Source organism: Candidatus Thiopontia autotrophica, from assembly GCF_982804495.1.
In genome coordinates, this window is record NZ_CEYDPX010000019.1 from 1 (window position 1) to 22,079 (window position 22,079).

At 48.8% G+C, this 22,079-nt stretch carries 26 protein-coding genes; 10 read left to right on the top strand and 16 right to left on the bottom strand.

Annotated features, from left to right (window positions below; translation table 11 throughout):
• Window positions 1-194: 194 nt before the first annotated feature.
• The 6 genes from msrB to AC3ZFK_RS06465 all read right to left on the bottom strand — a co-directional run bounded on the left by msrB (window position 195) and on the right by AC3ZFK_RS06465 (window position 7,867).
• Complete coding sequence (gene msrB / locus AC3ZFK_RS06440) at window positions 195-1,304, bottom strand: peptide-methionine (R)-S-oxide reductase MsrB (RefSeq protein ID WP_487506440.1); 1,110 nt, start codon at window positions 1,302-1,304, stop codon at window positions 195-197.
• Window positions 1,291-2,250, bottom strand: coding sequence for a DUF3179 domain-containing protein (locus tag AC3ZFK_RS06445; RefSeq protein ID WP_489433752.1), 960 nt, complete (start codon window positions 2,248-2,250; stop codon window positions 1,291-1,293). Before AC3ZFK_RS06445 ends, msrB begins: the two co-directional genes overlap by 14 nt.
• A gap of 73 nt (window positions 2,251-2,323) precedes the next feature.
• Window positions 2,324-3,598, bottom strand: a complete 1,275-nt coding sequence (locus tag AC3ZFK_RS06450; protein WP_487506510.1) for a replication-associated recombination protein A — start codon at window positions 3,596-3,598, stop codon at window positions 2,324-2,326.
• Window positions 3,599-3,648: 50 nt separating this feature from the next.
• Window positions 3,649-4,278, bottom strand: coding sequence for an outer membrane lipoprotein periplasmic chaperone LolA (gene lolA, locus AC3ZFK_RS06455; protein WP_487506442.1), 630 nt, complete (start codon window positions 4,276-4,278; stop codon window positions 3,649-3,651).
• A complete protein-coding gene (locus AC3ZFK_RS06460; RefSeq protein ID WP_487506443.1) occupies window positions 4,271-6,592 on the bottom strand; it encodes a DNA translocase FtsK in 2,322 nt (773 codons plus the stop codon). The genes lolA and AC3ZFK_RS06460 overlap by 8 nt, the downstream gene beginning before the upstream one ends.
• A gap of 207 nt (window positions 6,593-6,799) precedes the next feature.
• A complete protein-coding gene (locus AC3ZFK_RS06465; RefSeq protein ID WP_487506444.1) occupies window positions 6,800-7,867 on the bottom strand; it encodes an alanine dehydrogenase in 1,068 nt (355 codons plus the stop codon).
• A gap of 51 nt (window positions 7,868-7,918) precedes the next feature.
• On the opposite strand from AC3ZFK_RS06465, the gene trxB reads away from it, so the two are divergent.
• The 3 genes from trxB (at window position 7,919) to infA (ending at window position 9,967) form a co-directional block, all read left to right on the top strand.
• Entirely contained in the window at window positions 7,919-8,887 is a 969-nt protein-coding gene (trxB, locus tag AC3ZFK_RS06470) for a thioredoxin-disulfide reductase (protein ID WP_487506445.1), read from the top strand.
• 6 nt (window positions 8,888-8,893) lie between these two features.
• Window positions 8,894-9,568, top strand: coding sequence for a leucyl/phenylalanyl-tRNA--protein transferase (aat, locus tag AC3ZFK_RS06475; protein WP_487506446.1), 675 nt, complete (start codon window positions 8,894-8,896; stop codon window positions 9,566-9,568).
• Between the two features lie 180 nt (window positions 9,569-9,748).
• Window positions 9,749-9,967, top strand: a complete 219-nt coding sequence (gene infA / locus AC3ZFK_RS06480; RefSeq protein ID WP_487506447.1) for a translation initiation factor IF-1 — start codon at window positions 9,749-9,751, stop codon at window positions 9,965-9,967.
• Here the strand turns inward: infA and clpA are convergent.
• Window positions 9,964-12,252: an ATP-dependent Clp protease ATP-binding subunit ClpA gene (clpA, locus tag AC3ZFK_RS06485; protein WP_487506448.1), complete on the bottom strand. Its 2,289-nt coding sequence runs from the start codon at window positions 12,250-12,252 to the stop codon at window positions 9,964-9,966. The genes infA and clpA overlap by 4 nt on opposite strands.
• A 152-nt stretch (window positions 12,253-12,404) precedes the next feature.
• Entirely contained in the window at window positions 12,405-12,731 is a 327-nt protein-coding gene (gene clpS / locus AC3ZFK_RS06490; RefSeq protein WP_487506449.1) for an ATP-dependent Clp protease adapter ClpS, read from the bottom strand.
• A 37-nt stretch (window positions 12,732-12,768) separates the two neighbouring features.
• Here clpS and AC3ZFK_RS06495 point away from each other — a divergent pair, with 37 nt between their 5' ends.
• Genes AC3ZFK_RS06495 through AC3ZFK_RS06505 form a run of 3 tightly spaced genes read left to right on the top strand, consistent with a single transcriptional unit; the run spans window position 12,769 to window position 14,884 of the window.
• Complete coding sequence (locus tag AC3ZFK_RS06495) at window positions 12,769-13,305, top strand: pseudouridine synthase (RefSeq protein WP_487506511.1); 537 nt, start codon at window positions 12,769-12,771, stop codon at window positions 13,303-13,305.
• On the top strand, window positions 13,302-14,390 hold the full coding sequence (gene mnmA / locus AC3ZFK_RS06500; protein ID WP_487506450.1) for a tRNA 2-thiouridine(34) synthase MnmA: 1,089 nt from the start codon (window positions 13,302-13,304) through the stop codon (window positions 14,388-14,390). Before AC3ZFK_RS06495 ends, mnmA begins: the two co-directional genes overlap by 4 nt.
• The gene (locus AC3ZFK_RS06505; RefSeq protein ID WP_487506451.1) at window positions 14,387-14,884 is read left to right on the top strand and encodes a DUF302 domain-containing protein; all 498 of its coding nucleotides are present in this window, start codon (window positions 14,387-14,389) and stop codon (window positions 14,882-14,884) included. The genes mnmA and AC3ZFK_RS06505 overlap by 4 nt, the downstream gene beginning before the upstream one ends.
• Before the next feature lie 15 nt (window positions 14,885-14,899).
• Here the strand turns inward: AC3ZFK_RS06505 and AC3ZFK_RS06510 are convergent, their stop codons facing one another.
• Genes AC3ZFK_RS06510 through AC3ZFK_RS06520 form a run of 3 tightly spaced genes read right to left on the bottom strand, consistent with a single transcriptional unit; the run spans window position 14,900 to window position 16,995 of the window.
• Window positions 14,900-15,610: a DUF2238 domain-containing protein gene (locus AC3ZFK_RS06510; RefSeq protein ID WP_487506452.1), complete on the bottom strand. Its 711-nt coding sequence runs from the start codon at window positions 15,608-15,610 to the stop codon at window positions 14,900-14,902.
• Window positions 15,607-15,912, bottom strand: a complete 306-nt coding sequence (locus AC3ZFK_RS06515; RefSeq protein ID WP_487506453.1) for a Rieske (2Fe-2S) protein — start codon at window positions 15,910-15,912, stop codon at window positions 15,607-15,609. The genes AC3ZFK_RS06510 and AC3ZFK_RS06515 overlap by 4 nt, the downstream gene beginning before the upstream one ends.
• Window positions 15,913-16,995, bottom strand: coding sequence for an anthranilate phosphoribosyltransferase (locus AC3ZFK_RS06520; RefSeq protein WP_487506454.1), 1,083 nt, complete (start codon window positions 16,993-16,995; stop codon window positions 15,913-15,915).
• A 94-nt stretch (window positions 16,996-17,089) separates the two neighbouring features.
• Here AC3ZFK_RS06520 and AC3ZFK_RS06525 point away from each other — a divergent pair, with 94 nt between their 5' ends.
• From AC3ZFK_RS06525 to AC3ZFK_RS06540, 4 genes are all read left to right on the top strand, one after another.
• On the top strand, window positions 17,090-17,260 hold the full coding sequence (locus tag AC3ZFK_RS06525) for a hypothetical protein (protein ID WP_487506455.1): 171 nt from the start codon (window positions 17,090-17,092) through the stop codon (window positions 17,258-17,260).
• A 92-nt stretch (window positions 17,261-17,352) separates the two neighbouring features.
• A complete protein-coding gene (locus AC3ZFK_RS06530) occupies window positions 17,353-18,036 on the top strand; it encodes a sulfite exporter TauE/SafE family protein (protein WP_487506456.1) in 684 nt (227 codons plus the stop codon).
• Window positions 18,033-18,545: a hypothetical protein gene (locus AC3ZFK_RS06535; RefSeq protein ID WP_487506457.1), complete on the top strand. Its 513-nt coding sequence runs from the start codon at window positions 18,033-18,035 to the stop codon at window positions 18,543-18,545. Before AC3ZFK_RS06530 ends, AC3ZFK_RS06535 begins: the two co-directional genes overlap by 4 nt.
• 1 nt (window position 18,546) lies before the next feature.
• Window positions 18,547-19,212, top strand: coding sequence for a hypothetical protein (locus AC3ZFK_RS06540; protein WP_487506458.1), 666 nt, complete (start codon window positions 18,547-18,549; stop codon window positions 19,210-19,212).
• A gap of 21 nt (window positions 19,213-19,233) precedes the next feature.
• On the opposite strand, the gene AC3ZFK_RS06545 is transcribed toward AC3ZFK_RS06540, so the two are convergent.
• The 5 genes from AC3ZFK_RS06545 to AC3ZFK_RS06565 are packed head-to-tail and all read right to left on the bottom strand — an operon-like array spanning window position 19,234 to window position 22,078.
• Window positions 19,234-19,506 carry a hypothetical protein gene (locus tag AC3ZFK_RS06545; protein ID WP_487506459.1) on the bottom strand — a complete coding sequence of 91 codons (273 nt, stop codon included), beginning with the start codon at window positions 19,504-19,506 and terminating at the stop codon, window positions 19,234-19,236.
• Between the two features lie 24 nt (window positions 19,507-19,530).
• The gene (locus tag AC3ZFK_RS06550; protein ID WP_487506460.1) at window positions 19,531-20,457 is read right to left on the bottom strand and encodes a heme o synthase; all 927 of its coding nucleotides are present in this window, start codon (window positions 20,455-20,457) and stop codon (window positions 19,531-19,533) included.
• Complete coding sequence (locus AC3ZFK_RS06555) at window positions 20,454-21,098, bottom strand: SCO family protein (protein ID WP_487506461.1); 645 nt, start codon at window positions 21,096-21,098, stop codon at window positions 20,454-20,456. The genes AC3ZFK_RS06550 and AC3ZFK_RS06555 overlap by 4 nt, the downstream gene beginning before the upstream one ends.
• Window positions 21,099-21,103: 5 nt before the next feature.
• A complete protein-coding gene (locus AC3ZFK_RS06560) occupies window positions 21,104-21,826 on the bottom strand; it encodes an SURF1 family protein (RefSeq protein ID WP_487506462.1) in 723 nt (240 codons plus the stop codon).
• Between the two features lie 18 nt (window positions 21,827-21,844).
• Window positions 21,845-22,078, bottom strand: a complete 234-nt coding sequence (locus tag AC3ZFK_RS06565) for a twin transmembrane helix small protein (RefSeq protein ID WP_487506463.1) — start codon at window positions 22,076-22,078, stop codon at window positions 21,845-21,847.
• Window position 22,079: the final 1 nt, after the last annotated feature.

The window sequence follows — 22,079 nt, forward strand, 5'->3', positions numbered from 1 at the left end:
AATAGTTTCGAAGAAGTTGCCTTATAAAGCTCTTCAAAGGCGCGGCGATCCCCCAGAGCAGTCCTGGAGAGCAAATCATCAAACCCGCTGTTATCTGTAGTAGCCAAACCACATCCTCACAAAAGCCGCTAGTAACCTGAAGCTGATTATAACTTAATCAAATTTAGGCAACGCAACTCACTCTGATCATGGCATCAGCCTGGAGGCAGAGCAGGAAAAATATTCAGATACTGCCCGTACCCCTCATCCACCAACCGATCACTGGGGACAAAGCGCATGGCTGCCGAATTCATACAGTAACGCAGTCCAGTCGGGGCTGGTCCATCCGGAAAAACATGGCCTAGATGGGAGTCTGCTTTTTTACTTCTAATTTCTGTACGAGTCGAAAAGAATTTTCTATCCTCTCTCTCCACTACAACGCCATCGTCAATTGGACGGATAAAGCTCGGCCATCCGGTTCCGGAGTCGTACTTGTCAACCGAACTGAAGAGTGGCTCACCGGATACAATATCGACATAGATCCCCTCATCCTTGTTATCCCAATACTCATTATCGAAGGCTCGTTCTGTCCCATCCTCTTGGGTCACCCTGTACTGGAGCGGGGTCAGCTTCTTCCTCAACTCCTCTTTTGAGGAAATACTCTCTCCGGTAGCTGCTACACTCTTGCGGTTACCGCCCCAGACCTTGTCAAGATACTGATCACGCCCTGAACCATGGCGGTAGTAGCTGTAACGCAGAGGGTTGTTCTTGGAGTAATCCTGGTGGTACTCCTCTGCCGGATAGAAGGTTTTAGCCTCAAGAATCTCCGTCACAATGGGTTTCTGGTAACGTCCCGATCGATCCAGCTCTGCTCTCGACTCCAGGGCCTGAATTTTCTGTTCTGGACTCAGATAGAAGATTGCTGAACGATACTGATCACCACGATCCACGAATGAGCCGCCCCCATCTGTGGGGTCAATCTGCCTCCAGTAGGTATCCAGCAGGACATCATATTGAATAACATCAGGATCATAGATGATCTCTATCGCCTCCAGATGATTGGTCTCACCTGCAGAGACCTGTCCATAGGTTGGATCTACCTCATATCCCCCCGTATATCCAGATACTACCTGCACCACCCCGTCCAGTTTCTCAAATGGGGCTTCCATACACCAGAAACAGCCGCCAGCAAATATTGCTCTCTCTGATGCATTACGGTTCACACTGTCCAACCTGCTATCTCCATTGTTTGTAAAAGCACTGACCCCTGCTGCTACTGCGATGAGAAACATGACGGCAAGCACTGCTTTGTTATTCATCTGCATGATACACCTCACTCTCCGGATGGAAAGCCATCCAGGCAAACCAGAATGATGAGACGGATGGCAGCTTATTGCCTTTGAGGTCTGTAGCCCATGCACTGTTACTCTCTTGATCAAAGTGAAGCTTCACCTCTACACCATTGAATCGATCAACAACAAGGGACTTGGCCTGTGATAGCTCAGAGTATGGGTATCCCTTGAACTTCCCATCTATCTCAATCCCCAGAACACGCTCTTTTGGATGGTAGAGAGGGTTAAGGCTCTCTACAGGGAAGTAGATGCCTTCACTATTCACGTAACCGCTATAGGGGTCGCGATCATAATCGCGAAAATAACCGGTACGTCTTGATAGCACAGTTGTTGTGGGATAATCCCTCTTCCATACCTTCCAGCTGGTGTGGGTTGCCGGCAGCAGTTGCAGACGCTCCCCCTTTAGTTTTCCACTTATTGCCCGGCCCAATAGTTGCGACCATAGCGACTCGGTCTCTCGATCATAGAGTAGAACATCACTGTTATAGAGCAATCCAGAGACCCCAAACAACCGTTTCTTTCCCCCACCTTTTTTGGTGCTGCCTGAAGAGAAGACCACACCAGAACCACAGAGTGGGCAGTAGGTCACCACAAAGGGGTTCCCGTTGGTCTCATCATTGACGATCTCATGCCAGTTCAAAATGGCAATGGGGTAGGCGCGACTCACTCCATCAATCTCAACACCCAGGATTGGATCCTCATCGGAGAGCTCCTCTTTTGCCTGGTCGATGGTTAAAAAACGTGGGTTATCTATCGATGGGATACCATCACGTGCGGGACCTCCTCCATGAATCTTTTCGATTGCTATCTCACTGTTGGTCAGGTCAAAGCCGTTTTTTGACTCCTCCTGGGCGTTGGAACAACCCGTCAACAAAATTGACAGCACCGGCACCAACAGAACCAACTTGTTAACTCTCATCACCACTCTCCTGAAACTCTATCTCTGGATAATATACGTTCCATGGCAGCAGATGGATTCAGGAGAAAAGAGGTTATCTCTCCCTGCTCCTCCGATCCAGTTGACGCAGATACTCCATACGCTCCTTGATCTTGATCTCCATCCCCCGCTCCACCGGATGGTAGTAGCTCTGCTCTCCCATCTCATCCGGGAAGTAGGTCTCACCAGCAGCATATCCATCCGGCTCATCATGGGCATAACGATAGGCATGACCATATCCCAGCTCCTTCATTACCCTGGTTGGTGCATTGCGCAGATGAACCGGAACCTCAGCTGATCCGCCTGCTCTTATATCGGCCAATACACTATTCCATGCATTGTAGACCGCGTTGCTTTTTGGTGCGATCGCAAGGTATGTAATGGCCTGAGCAATGGCCAACTCACCCTCAGGGCTTCCCAGACGCTCATAGGTTTCCCAGGCACTCACCGCTATCTGTAGTGCGCGCGGGTCTGCATTACCTATATCCTCACTCGCCATCCGTACAACCCTGCGTGCCACATAGAGCGGATCGACTCCGCCATCAACCATGCGAGCAAACCAGTAGAGTGATGCATCTGGGTTGGAGCCACGAACTGACTTGTGGAGTGCTGAGATCTGCTCATAGAAGAGATCACCGCCCTTGTCAAAGCGACGCCCTCCATCTGCAATTACCGCGGCTATACTCTGGTCAGAGAGCACCTTTCGTTCCTCCTCAGACTCCGCAAGCTCTGCAACAATTTCCAGTATATTGAGGGCACGACGGGCATCACCATCTGCTGCAGTGGTGATCTGCTCTATCCCATCTTCCGATATAGCAATATCACCCTCTCCCAAATCTGACTCTATCGAGCTGACCGCATGTCTAATAATTTCACTCAACGCCCTCTTATCAAGTGGTTTCAGCTTGTAGAGACGGGCACGAGAAAGTAGTGCGTTATTTAGCTCAAATGATGGATTTTCTGTGGTTGCACCAACAAAGGTAAAGGTGCCGTCCTCTACATGAGGAAGAAATGCATCCTGCTGGCTCTTGTTGAATCTGTGGACCTCGTCAACAAAGAGCAGCGTACTCTGACCAAGTTTCTGCGCCTGCTTGGCCTGCTCTATGGCTGCACGAATCTCCTTGACCCCGGAGAGTACTGCAGAGATGGCAAGAAAATTTGCATTTGAGTGGTTGGCAATCAACCGTGCCAATGTGGTTTTACCGGTTCCGGGAGGCCCCCAGAAGAGCATGGAGTGGAGGTTTCCGCTCTCTATAGAGTTACGAAGTGGCTTACCCTCTCCCAGCAGGTGCTCCTGCCCCATAAAGTTGGCCAGAGAGGCCGGCCTCATCCGTTCTGCAAGTGGCGCTGTCACCTAAGCATACTCATTGGTCTTGTTAGCTACGGAAAATCTCCTACTACATCTGTCCCTGCTGGAGGAACAAACAGAAAGTTGCTCTCTTCAAGAGATGGGTTATAGAGCATATCCTGCAGATCAATTCTGGTTCGTTGACCCAGGCTATCCTCTACCTCTATGACTCTTAGCTGTTCATCATCCATTGCCACCAGAAGCTGTTCAAACCCTCCGCTCCCATGAATAGAGACGAGCTCAGCCCACTCATAATATTGCTTCTTTCCGATAGGGTGGATTGCAAACTGATCTTTCAGGGAACCTTCGCCTGTAAGTAGTGCGGCGGGGGTATTGGCAAGTGATCCCTGCTGTTTGCGAACAGTAACCTGTTCCAGATCGGGATCATGCAGCCAGATTCTGGAACCATCCCCAACAATCTCCTGTACAAATGGAACCGATGTCTGCCAACGGAATTTTCCTGGGCGCTGTATCAACAGGGTACCGTAACTATCCTCTATCAAACGCCCTGAACCATCTCTCACCTGCTGGTGAAACCCTCCTCGCAGACTCTCCATCTCCGAGAAATAACTCTCAATACGAGAGCTCAGGGTATCCGCTGACCAGGCAACAATCGGGGTAAGCGCTACCATTAGGCCAAACAGTATACGCAACTCAGTCAATCTCTACTGGTGGAGGTGCCAACACCTCACGCTGACCATTTGATCCAATTGGACCAACCACCCCGGACGCTTCCATGGCCTCAACCAATCTGGATGCACGATTATATCCAACCCGCAACCTGCGCTGTACCCCAGAGACCGATGCCTTGCGTGTCTCGGTTACAATCCGCACCGCATCATCGTATAGCGGATCATCTTCTGCATCATCCAATCCTGCACCGTTGCCGCTACTCTCACTAGCCTCGTGGGTGGTCAAAACCTCCTCAACATATTGCGGCTCACCACTCTGTTTAAGATTATCCACCACACGATGGACCTCATCATCATCCACAAATGCGCAGTGGACACGAATCGGCAGACCTGCCCCAGATGGAAGATAGAGCATATCTCCACGCCCCAACAGATGCTCTGCACCCATCTGATCGAGAATTACCCGTGAATCCATCTTTGATGAAACCTGAAAGGCAATTCTGGTGGGGATGTTTGATTTAATCAGCCCAGTAATCACATCAACCGATGGGCGCTGGGTAGCCAGCACAAGATGGAGACCTGCCGCACGTGCCTTCTGGGCAATTCGCACAATCAGGTCCTCTACTTTCTTGCCAACGGTCATCATCAAATCTGCAAACTCATCGACAATAACCACAATGTATGGAAGGTGCTCCAGAGTACGTGGCGGCTCTCCATCGGTAGCCTCATAAAGAGGATCAGCCAGTGGTGCACCAGACTCAATCGCATCATTGACCTTCTTGTTATATCCGGTAAGGCTCCGCACCCCGAGGGCAGACATTAGTTTATAACGGCGCTCCATCTCTGCAACACACCAGCGCAACGCACTGGCCGCCTCATTCATGTCAGTTACAACGGGCGCCAGAAGATGTGGTATCCCCTCATATACAGAGAGCTCCAACATCTTGGGATCTATCATGATGATCCGTACATGTTCTGGTGTATATTTGTAGAGCAGACTGAGCACCATGGTATTTACGCTTACCGACTTGCCTGAGCCAGTTGTACCTGCAACCAACAGATGTGGCATTTTGGTCAGATCAGCAACCTGTGGCTGGCCACCGATATCCTTGCCAAGAGCCAGGGTAAGCGCCCCTTTGGAGTGCTCATACTGCTGTGAGGAGAGAATCTCGGAGAGGAACACCGTCTCTCTCACCTCATTGGGGATCTCTAGGCCGATAGTTGGCTTGCCAGGAATCACCTCAACCACCCGCACACTCTGCAGGCTGAGGGAGCGTGCCAGATCATTTGACAGCCTTGTAATCTTGCTTGCTTTCAATCCTGGAGCAGGCATCAGCTCAAATCTGGTAATCACTGGGCCTGGCTGAACTGCAACCACCTCAACCTCTACTCCAAAGTCCTTCAGCTTGAGCTCTACCTGACGGGAGAGAACCTCCAACATCTCGGTAGAGAAACCGGATTGCTGATGTTCTGCCTTGCTCAATAGCGAGAGCGGTGGTGGAGATGAGGAGCCTGATGTTACAAAGTTTGCCGGTAACTCTTCAAATAGTGTTCTCTGTGTCTCCTTGAGTGCCCGCTCACTCATCTCTATTGATCCAAGCTTGGGCTCAATTTTTGGTTTTTTCTTGCGTGATTTTTTGCGCTCTCTTTTAACCTCCTGGCCACGACTCTCTTTCGCAATTTTAGCCGCCTTCCAGTCATCTACCTTTCCTGGAATAGCGCGTAGCAACATAATGGCCTCGAGAACAAAACCTCCAACTCGATCCATAAGGGCAAACCATGAGAGGTGGGTAAAAATAGAGACGCCTGCAAGGAACATGGCCAGCAGAAATACCGTGCTGCCAAATGGGCCCATGATTGACTCAAACCCACCACCAACCAGATCTCCAACAACCCCACCGGTCTGTGCAGGAAAACTGGCATCAAAACGGTGAAAGTGCAGGTTTGATATGCCGGCCCCACCGAAAAGAGTCATTAAAAAACCACCTATTCTGATTGCCAACAGTTGCGGCTGGTAACGAAGAAGACGGGCGCGATCAACAAAAAGCAACCATCCCAGCCACCCCACAATTGGCGGGATTATCCATGCCATCACCCCAAGAATTGTAAAGAGAACATCAGAGAACCAGGCCCCTACAACTCCCCCTGCATTATTGTATTGAGAGACAGGTGCACTGTAGGTCCATGCTGGATCATTCATGCTGTATGTAAAAAGTGATACCAGTAGATAGAGGGTGATGGCAAGACTCAGAAACAGAGCTCCCTCACGCAACCCCCTGCTGACGTGTGTAGTGCTGGCTACAGAACCACCTCGCTTCCTTACTCTTCTTCTGGTTGTTGCCAACTGGACAATCCTTGCAAAACTGTAATGGTATTAAAGTGCATTATTTTAACGGATTTGAAAAGAAAACCTGTTATTTTCTTGACACATCATCATCTTGTTCTAGGCTAATAACAGGTCCCGCCCACATCCGTTGAGTGTAACAATCAGAGGCAGCCAGGCACACACTAACAGTATGATGGGCGTGGCTTTTCGTCTCTCGGTTTTGCTCTATTTGCTACGCAGAGTAGCATAGACTACTTCTCCTCCATCAACATTAATTCCATTCACAAGTGCATGGTTGGTTCTCCAGTCTGGCCTAGCCAATCTGGTAACCCAAGGCAGAATTACGGCAGAGAGTGCCTGCGATGATGTCCGTGGAACTGCACCTGGCATATTGGTTACTCCAAAGTGGATTACGTTACCCACCAGATGGGTTGGATTGTCATAGTTGGTTGGGCGGGTGGTTTCAATACATCCGCCCTGATCTACAGAGATATCGATAACCACACCCCCTGCCTCCATCTGCCGAATCATCTCTGCTGACACCAGCTTGGGAGTACGGTCTCCTTTGACCAAAACAGCCCCAATCAACAGATCTGCAGAAGCCACCATCTCTTCAATATTTTCAGGTGTGGAAAACATCCCGTTAACATTCGATCCCAACGCATTTACTCTACTGATGTTCTCTTCACTATGTTCAAGCACAGTAACCCTGGCACCTAGTGCAGAAGCCACCTGGATAGCAGCAGAGCCAGCCATTCCACCTCCAATAACAACCACATGCCCAGAATCAATCTCACCTACGCCCCCCAGAAGAACACCTTTCCCACCCTCCGGCTGATGAAGCAGACGGGCACCAATCTGTACTGCAATCTTTCCCGCAATCTTGCTCATTGGGGCAAGCAGGGGAAGCCTCCCATCAACCTCTACTGTCTCAAAGGCAATCGCAGTCAGACCTATCTCGCACAACGCATCCATCAGATCATGATCTGCCGCCAGGTGAAGAAAACAGAAGAGAATATGATCATCTCTCAGAAACGCCAACTCCCCTGGCTGGGGCTCTTTTACCTTAACAATCAGCCTGGATACCCCATACAGTGAAGGAGCATCTGGTGCAATCTCACCCCCCGACATTATGTAGAGATCATCCGGAAACCCGCAAAGCTCTCCTGCCCCCTTCTCGACAACCACCCTATTACCCTGTCCAACCAATAGAGAGACCGCATCTGGAGTCAAGGCAACTCTTCCCTCATAGGCTCTGGCCTCACGTGGAACCCCAATTATTGAGCCATTCATGTACAATCTCCTCCACGAAAAAACACTGAAATCATCAAACTGGAGTTTATCATGAGTGATGTCAAACACTGCCCCCTTCTTATTCTTGGATCAGGCCCCGCTGGTTATACCTCAGCTATTTACGCTGCCCGTGCCAACATGAAACCAACTTTGATAACAGGCATGCAGCAAGGTGGGCAACTGACTACCACTACAGAGGTTGATAACTGGCCAGGTGAACCCGAGGGTGTAGAGGGGCCAGAGCTTATGGACCGCATGCTGAAACAGGCAGAACGGTTTGAAACCGAGATCATCTTTGACATGATTCAGAGTGTTGACCTGAACGTGCGCCCATTTCAGCTCAAGGGTGATATGGGAGAGTACAGTTGTGATGCACTGATTATTTCAACGGGTGCATCTGCAATGTATCTTGGACTTGAGTCCGAGCAAAAATTTATGGGGCGTGGCGTATCCGGCTGTGCAACCTGTGACGGCTTCTTCTACAAGGGACAGAAAGTTGCCGTAGTAGGTGGTGGTAACTCTGCTGTGGAGGAGGCGATATATCTATCAAATATCGCAGAGCACGTTACGGTTATCCATCGTCGTGACAGCTTTAGCTCGGAGAAGATTCTCTCTGATCGCATTATCGAGATGTCAAAAAACGGAAATATAACCATCGAGTGGAACTCCCAACTTGATGAGGTTTTGGGTGATGACAGTGGTGTGACCGGCGTACGCATCCGTAGCACTCAGGATGACAGCACCAGGGATATCGACCTCAGCGGTGTCTTTATTGCAATTGGCCACAAACCAAACACCGGAATGTTTGAAAACCAGCTAGATATGGAGCACGGCTACATCAAGGTACGCAACAGTGAGCGCCATTACGCTACTGGAACCAATGTATTGGGAGTGTTTGCTGCAGGTGACTGTGCCGATCCCGTCTATCGTCAGGCAGTTACCTCTGCCGGCAGTGGTTGCATGGCTGCTCTTGATGCCGAGCACTACCTTGACAATATTGACAGCGTCGATACGGAATAGAAAACCATGGGGCCATTCCGGCTTGGTGACAACCCTGGATCCCCATTCCCACCAATCCATCTGGCGCAGCAAGAACCAAATGGCCTGCTGGCCATTGGTGGAGATCTAACACCTGAGAGACTTCTGACTGCGTACCGAAGCGGAATATTCCCCTGGTACAGTGAGGGCGAACCTATTCTATGGTGGTCCCCTGCCCCGCGTGCTGTTCTCTTCCCCAGTGAACTCCATATCTCTCGTAGCCTGAAGAGACGGATTCGCCAACAGCCTTTCCGTATCACTCTTGATCAGAATTTTGCCGCTGTCATCCATAACTGTGCCGCACCACGAAGCAGTGACAGCGGAACCTGGATTACCAGTGAGATGGCTGAGGCGTATATCCGTCTTCATGAGCTGGGGCATGCCCACTCTGTAGAGTGCTGGGATAGAGACAACACCCTTGTTGGGGGGCTCTATGGTGTTCTTGCAGGAAAACTATTCTGTGGTGAATCAATGTTCAGCAGGGCAAATGATGCCTCAAAAATAGCTCTGGTCTCTCTGCTAGAGGATTTTGCAGATGAAATCGAGATAGAGCTGATTGATATCCAGATGATGACCCCACACCTGCAGCAGATGGGGGCCCGTGAAATCCCTCGCACAGAGTACCAGGAACTTCTTGCAGAGCACTGTCTCCACACTGACTGATGATTAATGTATAATCCCACAGCTTAATCAAGGAACCTCTGAACATGGACACGCTTAATGGGATGGGGATTTGGTGGAATGGATCTAACCCGTCCCCCATAGGATAATTTGCGATGGAGAGCTGATTGGGTAACGAAGTGACTTAATCAGAGCTTCCTTAATGGAATATTGTAGAGAGACATGGCTAAAGAAGAACATATTGAGATGGAAGGCACAGTTGTTGAGAATCTTCCCAACACAACTTTCAAGGTAGAGCTGGAAAATGGACATGAGGTCATTGCCCACATCTCCGGCAAGATGCGCAAGCATTACATCCGTATCCTCAAGGGTGACAAGGTTACTGTTGCGCTGACTCCCTACGATCTATCCAAGGGTCGGATCACCTTCCGCGCACGCTAAACCGAAAGTTTATCTCTGGCAGATCTCTTGCCTTTGAGCGGCTTCTCTATCTTGTGATAGACAAAATTAAGCTTCCCGCTCTTAACCGATACCGCAACCTCTCCTCCACTCTTTAGTTCACCAAACAAAAGCTCTTCTGCCATCGGTTTGCGAACCTCTTCGCGGATCAGTCTGGCCATGGGACGGGCACCCATATCAGCGTCATAACCCTTCTCTGCCAGCCAGGTTTTGGCCTCATCATCAACCGTCAGCTGAACATGTTTCTGGTCCAGTTGGATCTCCAATTCGGCAATAAACTTGTCCACAATATTTGCGATGCTGGGCATATCAAGCACATGGAACTGAATCACAGAATCCAATCTATTCCTGAATTCCGGGGTAAATGTTCTCTTCACCTCGGCCAGGCCATCACTAGAGTGGTCCTGATTAGTGAAACCAATGGATGGACGGTTCATCTTTTCAGCCCCAACATTAGATGTCATAACCAGAACCACATTCCTGAAATCACTCTGACGTCCGTTGGAATCGGTCAATGAACCATGGTCCATAACCTGTAGCAACAGATTGAATACATCCGGATGTGCCTTCTCAATCTCATCCAGCAACAGAACTGCATACGGGTTTTTATTAACTGCATCGGTTAACAGCCCACCCTGATCGTACCCAACATAACCTGGGGGTGCTCCAATCAAGCGAGATACTGTATGGCGTTCCATATACTCGGACATATCAAACCGAATTAGCTCAACCCCCATCTGCATGCCAAGCTGGCGGGCAACCTCTGTCTTGCCAACGCCAGTAGGCCCCACAAAAAGAAAGGACCCCACTGGTCTCTCATCATTTCCCAGCCCCGAGCGGGCAAGCTTTATTGCAGACCCGAGAGTCTCAATTGCCTCATCTTGACCAAAGACAACCATCTTCAGATTGTGCTCAAGCTTTTTCAGCTGCTCTCTATCAGAGGTTGATACATTCCTGGATGGAACCCTGGCAATTTTCGCTACCACCTCTTCAACCTCCTTGACCCCTACTGTCTTGCGACGGCGTGATGGTGGCAGCAGTTGATTTCTTGCACCCGCCTCATCCATTACATCGATAGCCTTATCTGGAAGATGACGATCTCCGATATAACGATCTGCAAGCTCTGCCGCTGTAGTCAAAGCCTGACGGGTAAACTTGACTGCATGATGGTCCTCAAAACGACTTCTCAGCCCCTGCAGAATCTTGACGGTATCGGGAACAGACGGCTCATTAATATCAATCTTCTGAAAGCGACGAGCCAAGGCGTGATCCTTCTCAAAGATTCCTCTATACTCCTGGAAGGTGGTAGAACCAATACAACGCAGGTCGCCGGCCGCCAGTTTTGGCTTTATAAGGTTTGATGCATCCATGGTTCCACCAGAGGCAGAACCTGCACCAATAATGGTGTGAATCTCATCAATAAAAAGGATCGTGTCTGCAAGAGCATCAAGCTGCTTTAACAACCCCTTGAGACGCTTCTCAAAATCACCACGATATTTTGTCCCAGCCAACAGAGCACCAAGATCCAGGGAGTAGATAGTGCTCTCGGCAATTACCTCTGGAACCTCTTTATCAACTATACGTCGTGCCAGCCCCTCGGCGATTGCTGTTTTGCCGACACCAGCCTCTCCCACCAACAGTGGATTATTCTTGCGACGACGACAGAGAACCTGGATGGTTCTCTCCACCTCTTCTGCCCTGCCAATCAGTGGGTCAATTTTTCCTTTCTCAGCAAGGGCATTAAGATTAACCGCATAACGGGTTAGCGGGCTATCATCCTCATCCTGCTCAACATCTTCGTCATGCTCCAGCTGTTCCTGCTGCTCTCGATCCACTGTACGCTCAGTCTCATGAGAGACGTAGTGAACCACATCCAGGCGGGAGATCTCCTGCTGGGTAAGAAAGAAGACTGCATGCGACTCCTTCTCTCCAAATAGTGCGACCAGAATATTATCTGCACTCACCTCGCTCTTGCCGGATGACTGAACCTGAAATATGGAGCGCTGAAGAACCCTCTGAAAGCCCAAGGTGGGCTGTGGATCAATCTCATTATCCTCTGGCAAAAGTGGCGTATTTTGCAGAATAAAGTTTTCCAGCTGTTCACGCAGAATATCCAGATTTGCGCCACAGCCTCGTAACAGATCGGCAGAGAGAGGGTTATCAAGCAGCACCAGCAACAGATGCTCCAGGGTAATGAACTCATGCCGTTGTTCACGGGCCTGTTTTACCGCAAGACCTAATGAAAATTCCAGTTCCTTACTGAGCATATCGACTGATCTCCAGCTGGTTAAGAAATCCCTGATTAAGTCACTTCGTGACCCAATCAGCTATCCCTCACAAGTTATCCCATAGGGGACGGATTAGATCCCTTCCACCAAACCCCCCATCCCATTAAGCTTTTTCAGAGGTTCCTTAACTATCAAGCTTGCTCCATAGAGCAGAGTAACGGATGCTGATTCTCTCTTGCATAATCGTTGACCTGAGCCACCTTACTCTCCGCAACCTCTCGACTAAAAGTACCACATATACCCTTGCCACGGGTATGAACATGCAACATAACCTGTGTTGCCTGCTCACTGTCCATCCGAAAAAACTGCTTCAACACATCAACCACAAAATCCATCGGCGTATAATCATCATTCAACAGGACAACCTGATATTTGGATGGCTCCTGTAGCTTGGGACGCTCCTCCTGCAGATCCAGATCGGTGTGGTGTATAGGATCAATAGGTTGTTCAGTCTTCATATTTCTGTCCGGGGATTTGGGTATATACTACCGGATGATGATTGTCATCTTCAACAAACCATATAATGTATTGACACAATTTAGTGACCAGGATGGGCGCAAAACCCTGGCTGACTATATTCCAATCAAAAAAATATACCCCGCTGGACGTCTGGATCGTGACAGTGAGGGGCTGTTAATACTGACTGATGATGGAAAACTCCAGGCCAGAATAAGTCATCCCAGACACAAAATGGAGAAGAGTTATTGGGTTCAGGTGGAGGGAATCCCTGATGAAGCGGCTATAGAGAAACTTGTTAATGGGGTAGAGATAAAAGGGGGAAAGACAGCCCCTGCTTCTGCACAGATAATTGAGTCCCCAGAGATATGGAAGCGTACTCCGCCAATCCGTGAGCGTAAAAATATTCCTGACAGCTGGATCGAATTAAAAATTAGAGAGGGGAAAAATCGTCAGGTGCGAAGGATGACTGCCGCAGTAGGTCACCCTACCCTGCGGCTAATTCGTGTCGCTATCGGCCCATGGGCTCTAGGCAACCTCAAGTCAGGCGAGTGGCGCAAGGTGGAACAGCCATGAGCTCTTACACAAAAATTATGGTTGGCCTCTCTGGAGGAGTCGACTCGGCTGTCGCTGCAAAACTTCTACTGGAGCAAGGGTTCGAGGTTGAGGGGCTCTTTATGAAAAACTGGGAGGAGGATGATGACTCCGACTACTGCAGTGCAGAGGAAGATCTGGCAGATGCAGAGAGTGTTGCCAAACAAATGGGTATTCCACTCCACACCATCAACTTTTCACACGAGTATTGGGAACGGGTTTTCAGCCATTTTCTTGAAGAGTATCGGGCTGGACGAACCCCGAATCCGGACATTCTCTGCAACAGAGAGATAAAGTTTCGCGCCTTTCTCGACCATGCCCTCAAGCTTGGTGCAGATGCCATCGCTACTGGACACTACGCACGAATTGAAAAGTTGGGAGATAACTATCGACTACTAAAGGGGGTAGACCAAAACAAGGATCAATCCTACTTTCTCCACCTACTGAACCAACAACAGCTTTCACACGCCATGTTTCCACTGGGCAAGCTCAACAAGGATGAGGTAAGAAAAATTGCTGACTCTGCCGGGTTTGTAAATGCCAAAAAGAGAGACAGCACCGGCATATGTTTTATTGGAGAGAGGAACTTTCGCGACTTCCTCAGTCAGTACATACCTGCTCAGCCGGGAGATATCAGAACCCCGGATGGTGATCTGATTGGCAGACATCAGGGGTTGATGTATCACACCCTGGGGCAACGCAAGGGGATAGGAATTGGTGGATTGGCAAACTACAGTGAGGAGCCATGGTATGCGGTTGCCAAGGATCTTGATAACAATATATTAATTGCAGCTCAGGAGAGAGAACACCCACTACTGATGAGTCAGACAGTCAAGACAGAACCGATACACTGGATTGATCAGCCCCCCTCCAACCTCCCCTTCAACTGTATGGCACAGAGTCGCTATCGACAGAGTGATCAGCCATGTACCATCACTGAATCCGGCAACAGTGGTGCAGTAATTCACTTTGATGACAAACAGCGGGCAGTAACACCCGGGCAGTCGATGGTTTTCTACCAAGATGACCACTGCCTTGGTGGTGCTGTTATAATATCCTCCAAATGAAAAAGATCGTCTCTCTTATTCTCGGTTATCTGCTGGTTGGCAACACGGCATTTTCTGTTGAGCCTCCAACCCAGGAGATGATGGTTCAGCACTCTGTTATCAAGATGCGCCTTGCTCCATCTGTCTCCATTGAGGATGCGACAGAGGCCATGCTATCCAAGGCAACAGAGTTAAACCTTGCTCTTGTGGGAAGACAACAGATGTCTGCAGCACTAAGTAAAAGAGGTATCGACTCTCCACACATTGAGATATTCCAGTTCTGTAATCCGGAGGATGCAGCAAAAATGGTGCGCCACGATATTATCTATGCGTCATACATGCCCTGCAGAATTGCCTTGGTTGAGGACAACCATGGCGCCCCCTGGCTCACCACCCTGAACCTTAATATGATGATTGAGAAAGGTGACTTACCTGACGAGATATACCGGATTGCAGTCACCACCAACACCAAGATGATGACCATCATGACCGCCGGAGCCAACGGGGATTTCTAGCCAGTATTGCTCTGACTACAGCTCATTCTTGGCCAACTTCTCTCGCCTCAGAGCCCTGTTGACCCGTAAACTTTTTGCCCACTCACTGGAAAAATCCTTCTGCATTCGATAGTTGATTGATGCTGTAATCAACATAGCCATTACTGCTCCAAGACTAGCCAACCCCATATCCTTGTGGGCATCCCATATATCGCCCTGGATTCCAAGAAACGCCATCCCCAACTCTCCGCCAAAAATCTCGGCCGCACCCCACTCGATCAGCTCGAACAACATGGAGCTAGACATGGTTAGATCCAGAGGAAGAAAGTACCCCCAGAACCCTCGCACATTTGCCACGTAGAGAAAAATCTCTCTAATCGGATAGGCAATCAATAGTCCAAAAGAGAAGTGAACAATGCGATCAAAGTGATTACGCTCCCACCCCATAACATCGTTAAGGGTTGAACCTGTAACCCACTCTACCCACTGATCGTAAGGAACCTCGGCATACGTATAGTGCGATCCAATCTCGTGAAGCCCGAGAAACAGGAAAATCATGGAATATGACGTATTGGAGAACGGCAAAGATCTGCGCCCATACAGCAACAGTGGGACGGCAATAATCACCAATACATTTTCCAGCAACCAATCCTCCGGATGGACCGGGTCGATGGCCAGTATGATCCACTCAATGGAGAACAGACCAAACAGAAGATAAAACGTCTTATTTTCTCTGGAAAAATTCACTCATCAAGTTTAATCCAAACCCACCCATCCTTCACCTGCAACGGATAAACTCTTACTGACTCCTCGGCAGGTGGCTCCATTGCCTCACCTGTAGAGAGATCAAAACGGCTGCCATGCAGAGAGCAGCGCACCATCTCACCCTCTAGACACCCCAGATCCAGTGCAATCACATCATGGGGGCAACGGTTGGAGATAGCATGAAAACCACTCTCCGTATGGGCAACCAGGATGTCATGGCCGTCAACCTGATACGAGCGCATCTTGCCCACAGCCAAATCATCAACCTGAAACAGCATCTTCATCTAAAGTCGCCCTGCAGCCCTGCCACTGGACAATACATCACGAACCTCTTCTGCTCCCCTCTCCAATGACTCACATCTGCCAAGATGTTGGAGAACCAGAGTGGCACTTAGCATAAGGGCATCCATACTTATCCCCTCCTCACCCTGCAGAGTCGCAATCCCGGATTCGGCAGCCCTTTTGGATATCTCCAGATTACCTTCCACACCAACTGGAATGGCGGGTGCCCTAAGATCATGCTGAATATCAAGCTCTTCCGGATTCACCTCTACAGCCACCTCCTCCTGATCACCGACAAACTGATAAGTGGTTGATGACTGCCTCAGAGATGAGGTGACACCACCCTCTACTCCACGCACCAAAAGTGCGGAGTCAAACCCTGCATGGCGCACCAACATTGCATAGATACGTGCATATGGCTTGTGTACATAACCGGTCATCAGATGGCTCTTCTCTCTCCCCTTGATCGGGTGAGTCAGAGTCTCTGCGGTTGTAATTACCGTACGCTTAATAAGCTGATTGCGTAACGGCACGAGTTTATGTAACAGTGGTGAGGATTGGCTCTGATCAAGATATGCCCACCCTTTTGCTGGATCACTCAACTGTGCGGCTGCCTCCTCCACCGAGAGATCCACATTTACACCAGCCTCACGCAATATCTGACGATGGGTAAATCCAAACTTTGGGGTAACCGTCTCCAGCCCCTGAGAGAAAGCCGGAACACCCAACTCAGCCAGCAGTGGTGCCAAAAATGGGGCAATCGGAAGAGTTCTGTTATAACCATTAAATGGGTCGGCAATATCAACCACCTCATCAACATCTGCCACCACCCTATTGGTAAGATCCTGTATACCACTAAGAATTCCGCGATTCTCATCATCGGTCTCGCGCTTCATCCGCAGAGCAATAAGAAAGACTGTTGCCTGTACAGGATCAACCACACCCTCCAGAATTGCACGCATTCCAATTCGTGCCTCCTCCTGTTCGATATCCTTGCTGAGAGTTGGTCCGGTAGCAATACGCTGGATAACAGACCTCATAACCTCTTGTGCTTCAGTTGCGGAAAATAGTTGTTGTTCACTCATTACTGGATTTTCTCTCTATATTATTTTTGATTTTCATCATTTTATATGTATCATTGCCTAATCATCAACTACTAATATTGCAAGGAGCATATAAATGAACGTAGACCAACACCTTAAAGTTGCACAGTGGCATCTAGAGCAGGCAAGACTACACTCGGCCAATGGGGATCACAAATGTGGATGCCCAGCCAATGACCACGACCAGAAGGCAATTGATGCTGTTGAGCAGGGTATTATCGAGGAAGAGAAGGCCTGTAACGTTTAATTCAAAAACTTCAATATTTTCGGGGCTGATCCATACAAGTGGATCAGCCCTTTTTATATGCAGATGCTAAACTCCACATCTATATGATGTTAATGGAATCACTATATATCTCAGCCTTTGTAATGGGGTTGCTGGGTGGAACCCACTGTGCAGGTATGTGTGGCGGCATCGTCTCGGGACTAACAGTTGGGATCTCAAAAAATAGCCGTAATAGCGACTCCTCACTCTCTCTATACTTGCTCGCCTACAATAGTGGACGCATCCTGAGTTACGTAGTTGCCGGAATATTAATCTCGTCAATTGGAAATATTGCAGACAGCATTGGCAGCGGAATGGAGGTGCGCAGGATCCTCACCCTGATTGCAGCATCAGTCATGGTGCTGCTAGGACTCTACCTGACTGGATGGTGGACTGCAGCCATCATCAAAATTGAGAAGGCAGGATCACTTCTGTGGCGGGCCATAGAGCCATTCGCTAAAAAATTTATCCCGATACGCTCAACAACACATGCCCTGGTTGCCGGGATGCTCTGGGGATGGCTGCCATGCGGCCTGGTCTACACTGCACTTTTGTGGGCTATATCGGCAGAGACCGCGATCCAGGGGGGCATGATCATGGCAAGTTTTGGTATTGGCACTCTACCAACCCTGTTTGGTATTGGATATTTCTCAAACAGGGTAATTATTCACCTGCAAAAACAGTGGGTACGCACCTTAGCAGGTATAATGGTGGCCTCACTCGGTCTTGCACAACTGCAAACACTCTATTTTTCATGAAATTCAAAATTGACCAGGCTGAACTAAAGGCCAGCAAGATCCCGCACGAGATCTTCCTAACCAACCTGATTGTAAACCATATCCTCTTTTTTATAGCCGCCCTGGGGGTGGCCAAGTCGATACCTCAACTTGTTGCGTTAACCCCAATCATCTCCATTGCCACACTGAGCTATATTCTGCTTCACGGCAAACGGATACAGAAACATGCTGCATGGTTTGTTCGCTGTCACTGGCAGATTGCAATAAACCGAAGCAGAATTATATTGTTCATGCTCAGCGCACTAACTGCACTGTTGAGTGTCATCTATGCAATCCATCTCTATGGTGATGTACCTTTTGCACAGGTCTTTCCATTTGCCGCAATTGTGACACTGCCTGTGATGATTACTATTTTGGCACTTATTCTAATGGAATCAGAGGCTCTCCACTTTGCAAACTCGGGTCAGCTCTCAAAAGGGATGGTTAATAAATTTCCTCCACCAGATTCAATTATAGAGATTGAGGATTAATATGAGATATTTTGCCCGGTTTACCACACTATCGCTCATAGCCATTGCGGCCGTTGCCATTCTTCTGCTACCCGATGAAGATAACAGCACAAGCGGAACAGCTCCATGGGAGATCATCATTACCCCATCGGGAAATAGTCGTCTGCTTGGCATAACTATTGGCGAAAGCTTGCTCAAGGAGGCGCAAACAGTATGGCAAGAGGAGCCTGAGATAACCCTGTTTCTTCCTGAAAATGGAGAACCCAAGGTTGAGGCATACTTTCAACGTATCGCAAGCGGCGGGGTACGTGCCAGTATAGTTACTGAAATCAAGGTAGATAAACCAGATCTAGACTATCTCATAAACCAGGGGGCCAGAATTTCAACCCAGGGAGATGGAAGTCACAAGATAACCCTGGATGGTGACGGCATAAGCCTGGTGGAGAATAGTATAGTTTCCAGCATTACCTATATGCCAAAAACAGATCTGACACCACAAATAATTCAACAACGCTTTGGAGAGGCCGGCATGAAGTTTTCAATTGAGGATGGGTTGGAGCACTGGATATACCCACAATATGGACTTGATATCATCCTCTCCACAGAAGGAAGAGAGGTCCTGCAATACGTATCCCCCAAGGATATTGATCGACTCACTACCCCTCTGATAGAGGCTCAGGGCAACTAACCACTAACGCTTGTTATTCGCCTACTTATTGCCCTCATCTGGTCCACAACCACAAGTGCTATTTCGCAATGAACGGTAGAAGCAGTTCATTGCAACTGACGCAGCCAACACCAGCCATACCAGGGCAATCATAAAGGCGTATGCCTTCATTCTAAATATTCCAGGGTCTACATTAAGCTGCAACATCTCTACCATCTCTGCCGGGTCAAAGAAGGTAAACAGTAGAAAAGTAATTGCTATCGACACAAGGCCACTGGTCCAGGCTACCCCAAGTGCACATTTTTTTAATGCCATCACATATCTCCTAATTATTTGAAACTATCCAGCAACAAGATGAAAGACCACGCGCAAATAGTGGTCCAGTAACAAAAACCCAAACAGCAGACTCAGATATATAATCGAGTAGGCAAAGGTTCTAATTGCAGCCTGATCAGGCTCATCGGCACGATAGAGACGCAATGAAAACCATAAAAAACCGACACCGAGTGCCACTGCACCTGACAAATAAATCAACCCACTCATTTTAATAACGAAAGGAAGCAGAGTTACCGAAATCAACATAACGGTATACATAAGTATCTGTTGCTTGGTAAAGGTCACTCCATGGGTAACCGGCAACATTGGAATATTTGCCTCTGCATATTCTGCCCGACGCTTTATCGCAAGCGCCCAGAAATGCGGCGGTGTCCAGACAAAGATTACCAGGAACAGCAGTAGCGCCTCGGTATGGATCTCACCAGTTACTGCAGTCCACCCCAACACAGGAGGTGTTGCCCCAGCTGCTCCTCCCCAGACAATATTCTGCGGCCCCATACGCTTCAGGTACATGGTGTATATCACTGCGTAACCAATCAATGAAATCAGGGTCAAAACAGCAGTCAGCATATTCACAAAGATCAGCAACATACCCATTGATACAGCTGCCAGACTCAGAGCAAATATTAGTGCAGATCTGCGGTCCACCTCCCCTTGGGGCAGTGGACGATTCTCGGTACGTGCCATAACTCCATCAATATGCTCGTCTATGATCTGATTAATGGCTGCACCGGACGCCGATGCAAGACCAATTCCCAATGTCCCGAAAATAAGTGCATTCCATGGCGGCATCCCTGTTGAGGTTGCCAACAACATCCCCACAACCGCAGTAAAGAGGATCAGATAGACTACCTTTGGTTTGGTCAGCGCATAATACTGCCGCCACCGTGGAGCCTTAATCTCACCAGGTTCAATTGCCAGAGTACTCAATGTCCGCCACCCCACTTGTTGACCTTTAATAGAAGTTCCATATCACTTAATACCTCTGATGCAGGCTGCTCAGGCAGATAGTGCATCATCAAATTTCCCATTGGATCTACCAGATAGAGATGACCTACTGATGCCTCGCCAGCAGGGACAAACTGATCCCTCAACGGAGCCACGGCTGATGCATCTCCAACAACTACCGAGGTACCATCAAACTCGCTCATAAACTCAGCGAAGGTAATATCCGCAGAGCTCTCCATGGCTGGAGAGAGTGTCGAAAAGACAACTGCGCGCCTCACATCACCATGGTGTTCAGCCATCGCCTTGCGAATTTGACGCATATCATAGATACGCTTGCGACATGAATCTTCGCAGAATTCACCTGCTGAATAGACAAGAGTCCAGTAGCCATCAAGATTCTCCCTGGAGAAAGTTGCTCCATCCAGAGTAGAGAATAGCTGGTCTGGTATTGGATGAACTGGCTGCACAAGCTCACCAAAGTTTGAGCGCTCTCCAGGCAGAAAACCCGGATTAAAGTAGAGGAACCAAGCCCCAATCACCGGCAACCCAAACACAGCCATCAACAGCAACAGCTGGCTTGCACCACTCCTTTTATTCTTGTTCTGACTATTATCTTTACTCATATCTATCAGTTTTCCACAGAATCTTCCTTTCTCTGTTTGACTACAACAGCCACCCATCCTCCAACCAATAACAGCGCAAAAGCAAACCACTGCAGGGCGTATCCATAATGCATTACAGGGTCACTATCCTTCTGTTCCAGCTGCCCCCACTCCCTGATTAGCCCATCTTCACTATCCAGGCCGCTCTGCTGTCTGACCACAAATGGCAGCATCTCTACTCCAACAGACTCACCAATCTTCTCCAGGTCTATATAGAGACGTAACTCAGCATCCGCATCCTCACCCAATCTGAATCCATGGGATTTGGGAACTCTAACCACTCCATTCAGGTGTTGCAGGCCAGATGGAACCTCAATATGTGGCAATATCTTTCTGTTATTACCCTGAGCTATCCACCCCCTGTTAACCAGTACCGCTCTACTGCTTCCCTCAATTCTCATTGGCACCATTACGTAATAACCGGCAACCCGTTTATGTTTTCGGTTATCCAGTAAAAATTGAGAATCTTCCAAAAACTCCCCCTGTAGCCCTACCTGTCGATAACGCACCTGCTCAGCATCAACCTCACTACCGGTCAGCTTAAAAAGAGCATCATCGCCACGATCCTCTCTCTCAATTACAGCCTGCTCCTTCTGCCCAGCTCGCTCCAGTTGCCAGAATCCCAACCAAAGAAACAGGGCCACCATTGAAAACAGTAGCCCTGATGCGAACCAGGATGATCGACTCACAACTGGTTCAATCTACTTCTATTTAGCTGGAGCCACAATAGATGGAGTCAATGTGTTTGGATCAATCACATTAAATACTGCACCAATAATCAACATTGCGAAGAGAATAAGTGAAAGGATAATGCGGAATGTAAGACTTTTGACTACACGATTACCTTTGCCATCATCCTTTGCCAGGAAAAACATGCCACTCGCCAGGGAGAGGACAATCAACCCCAACATCAACAACACAGGAAATTTCATAAAACCCATT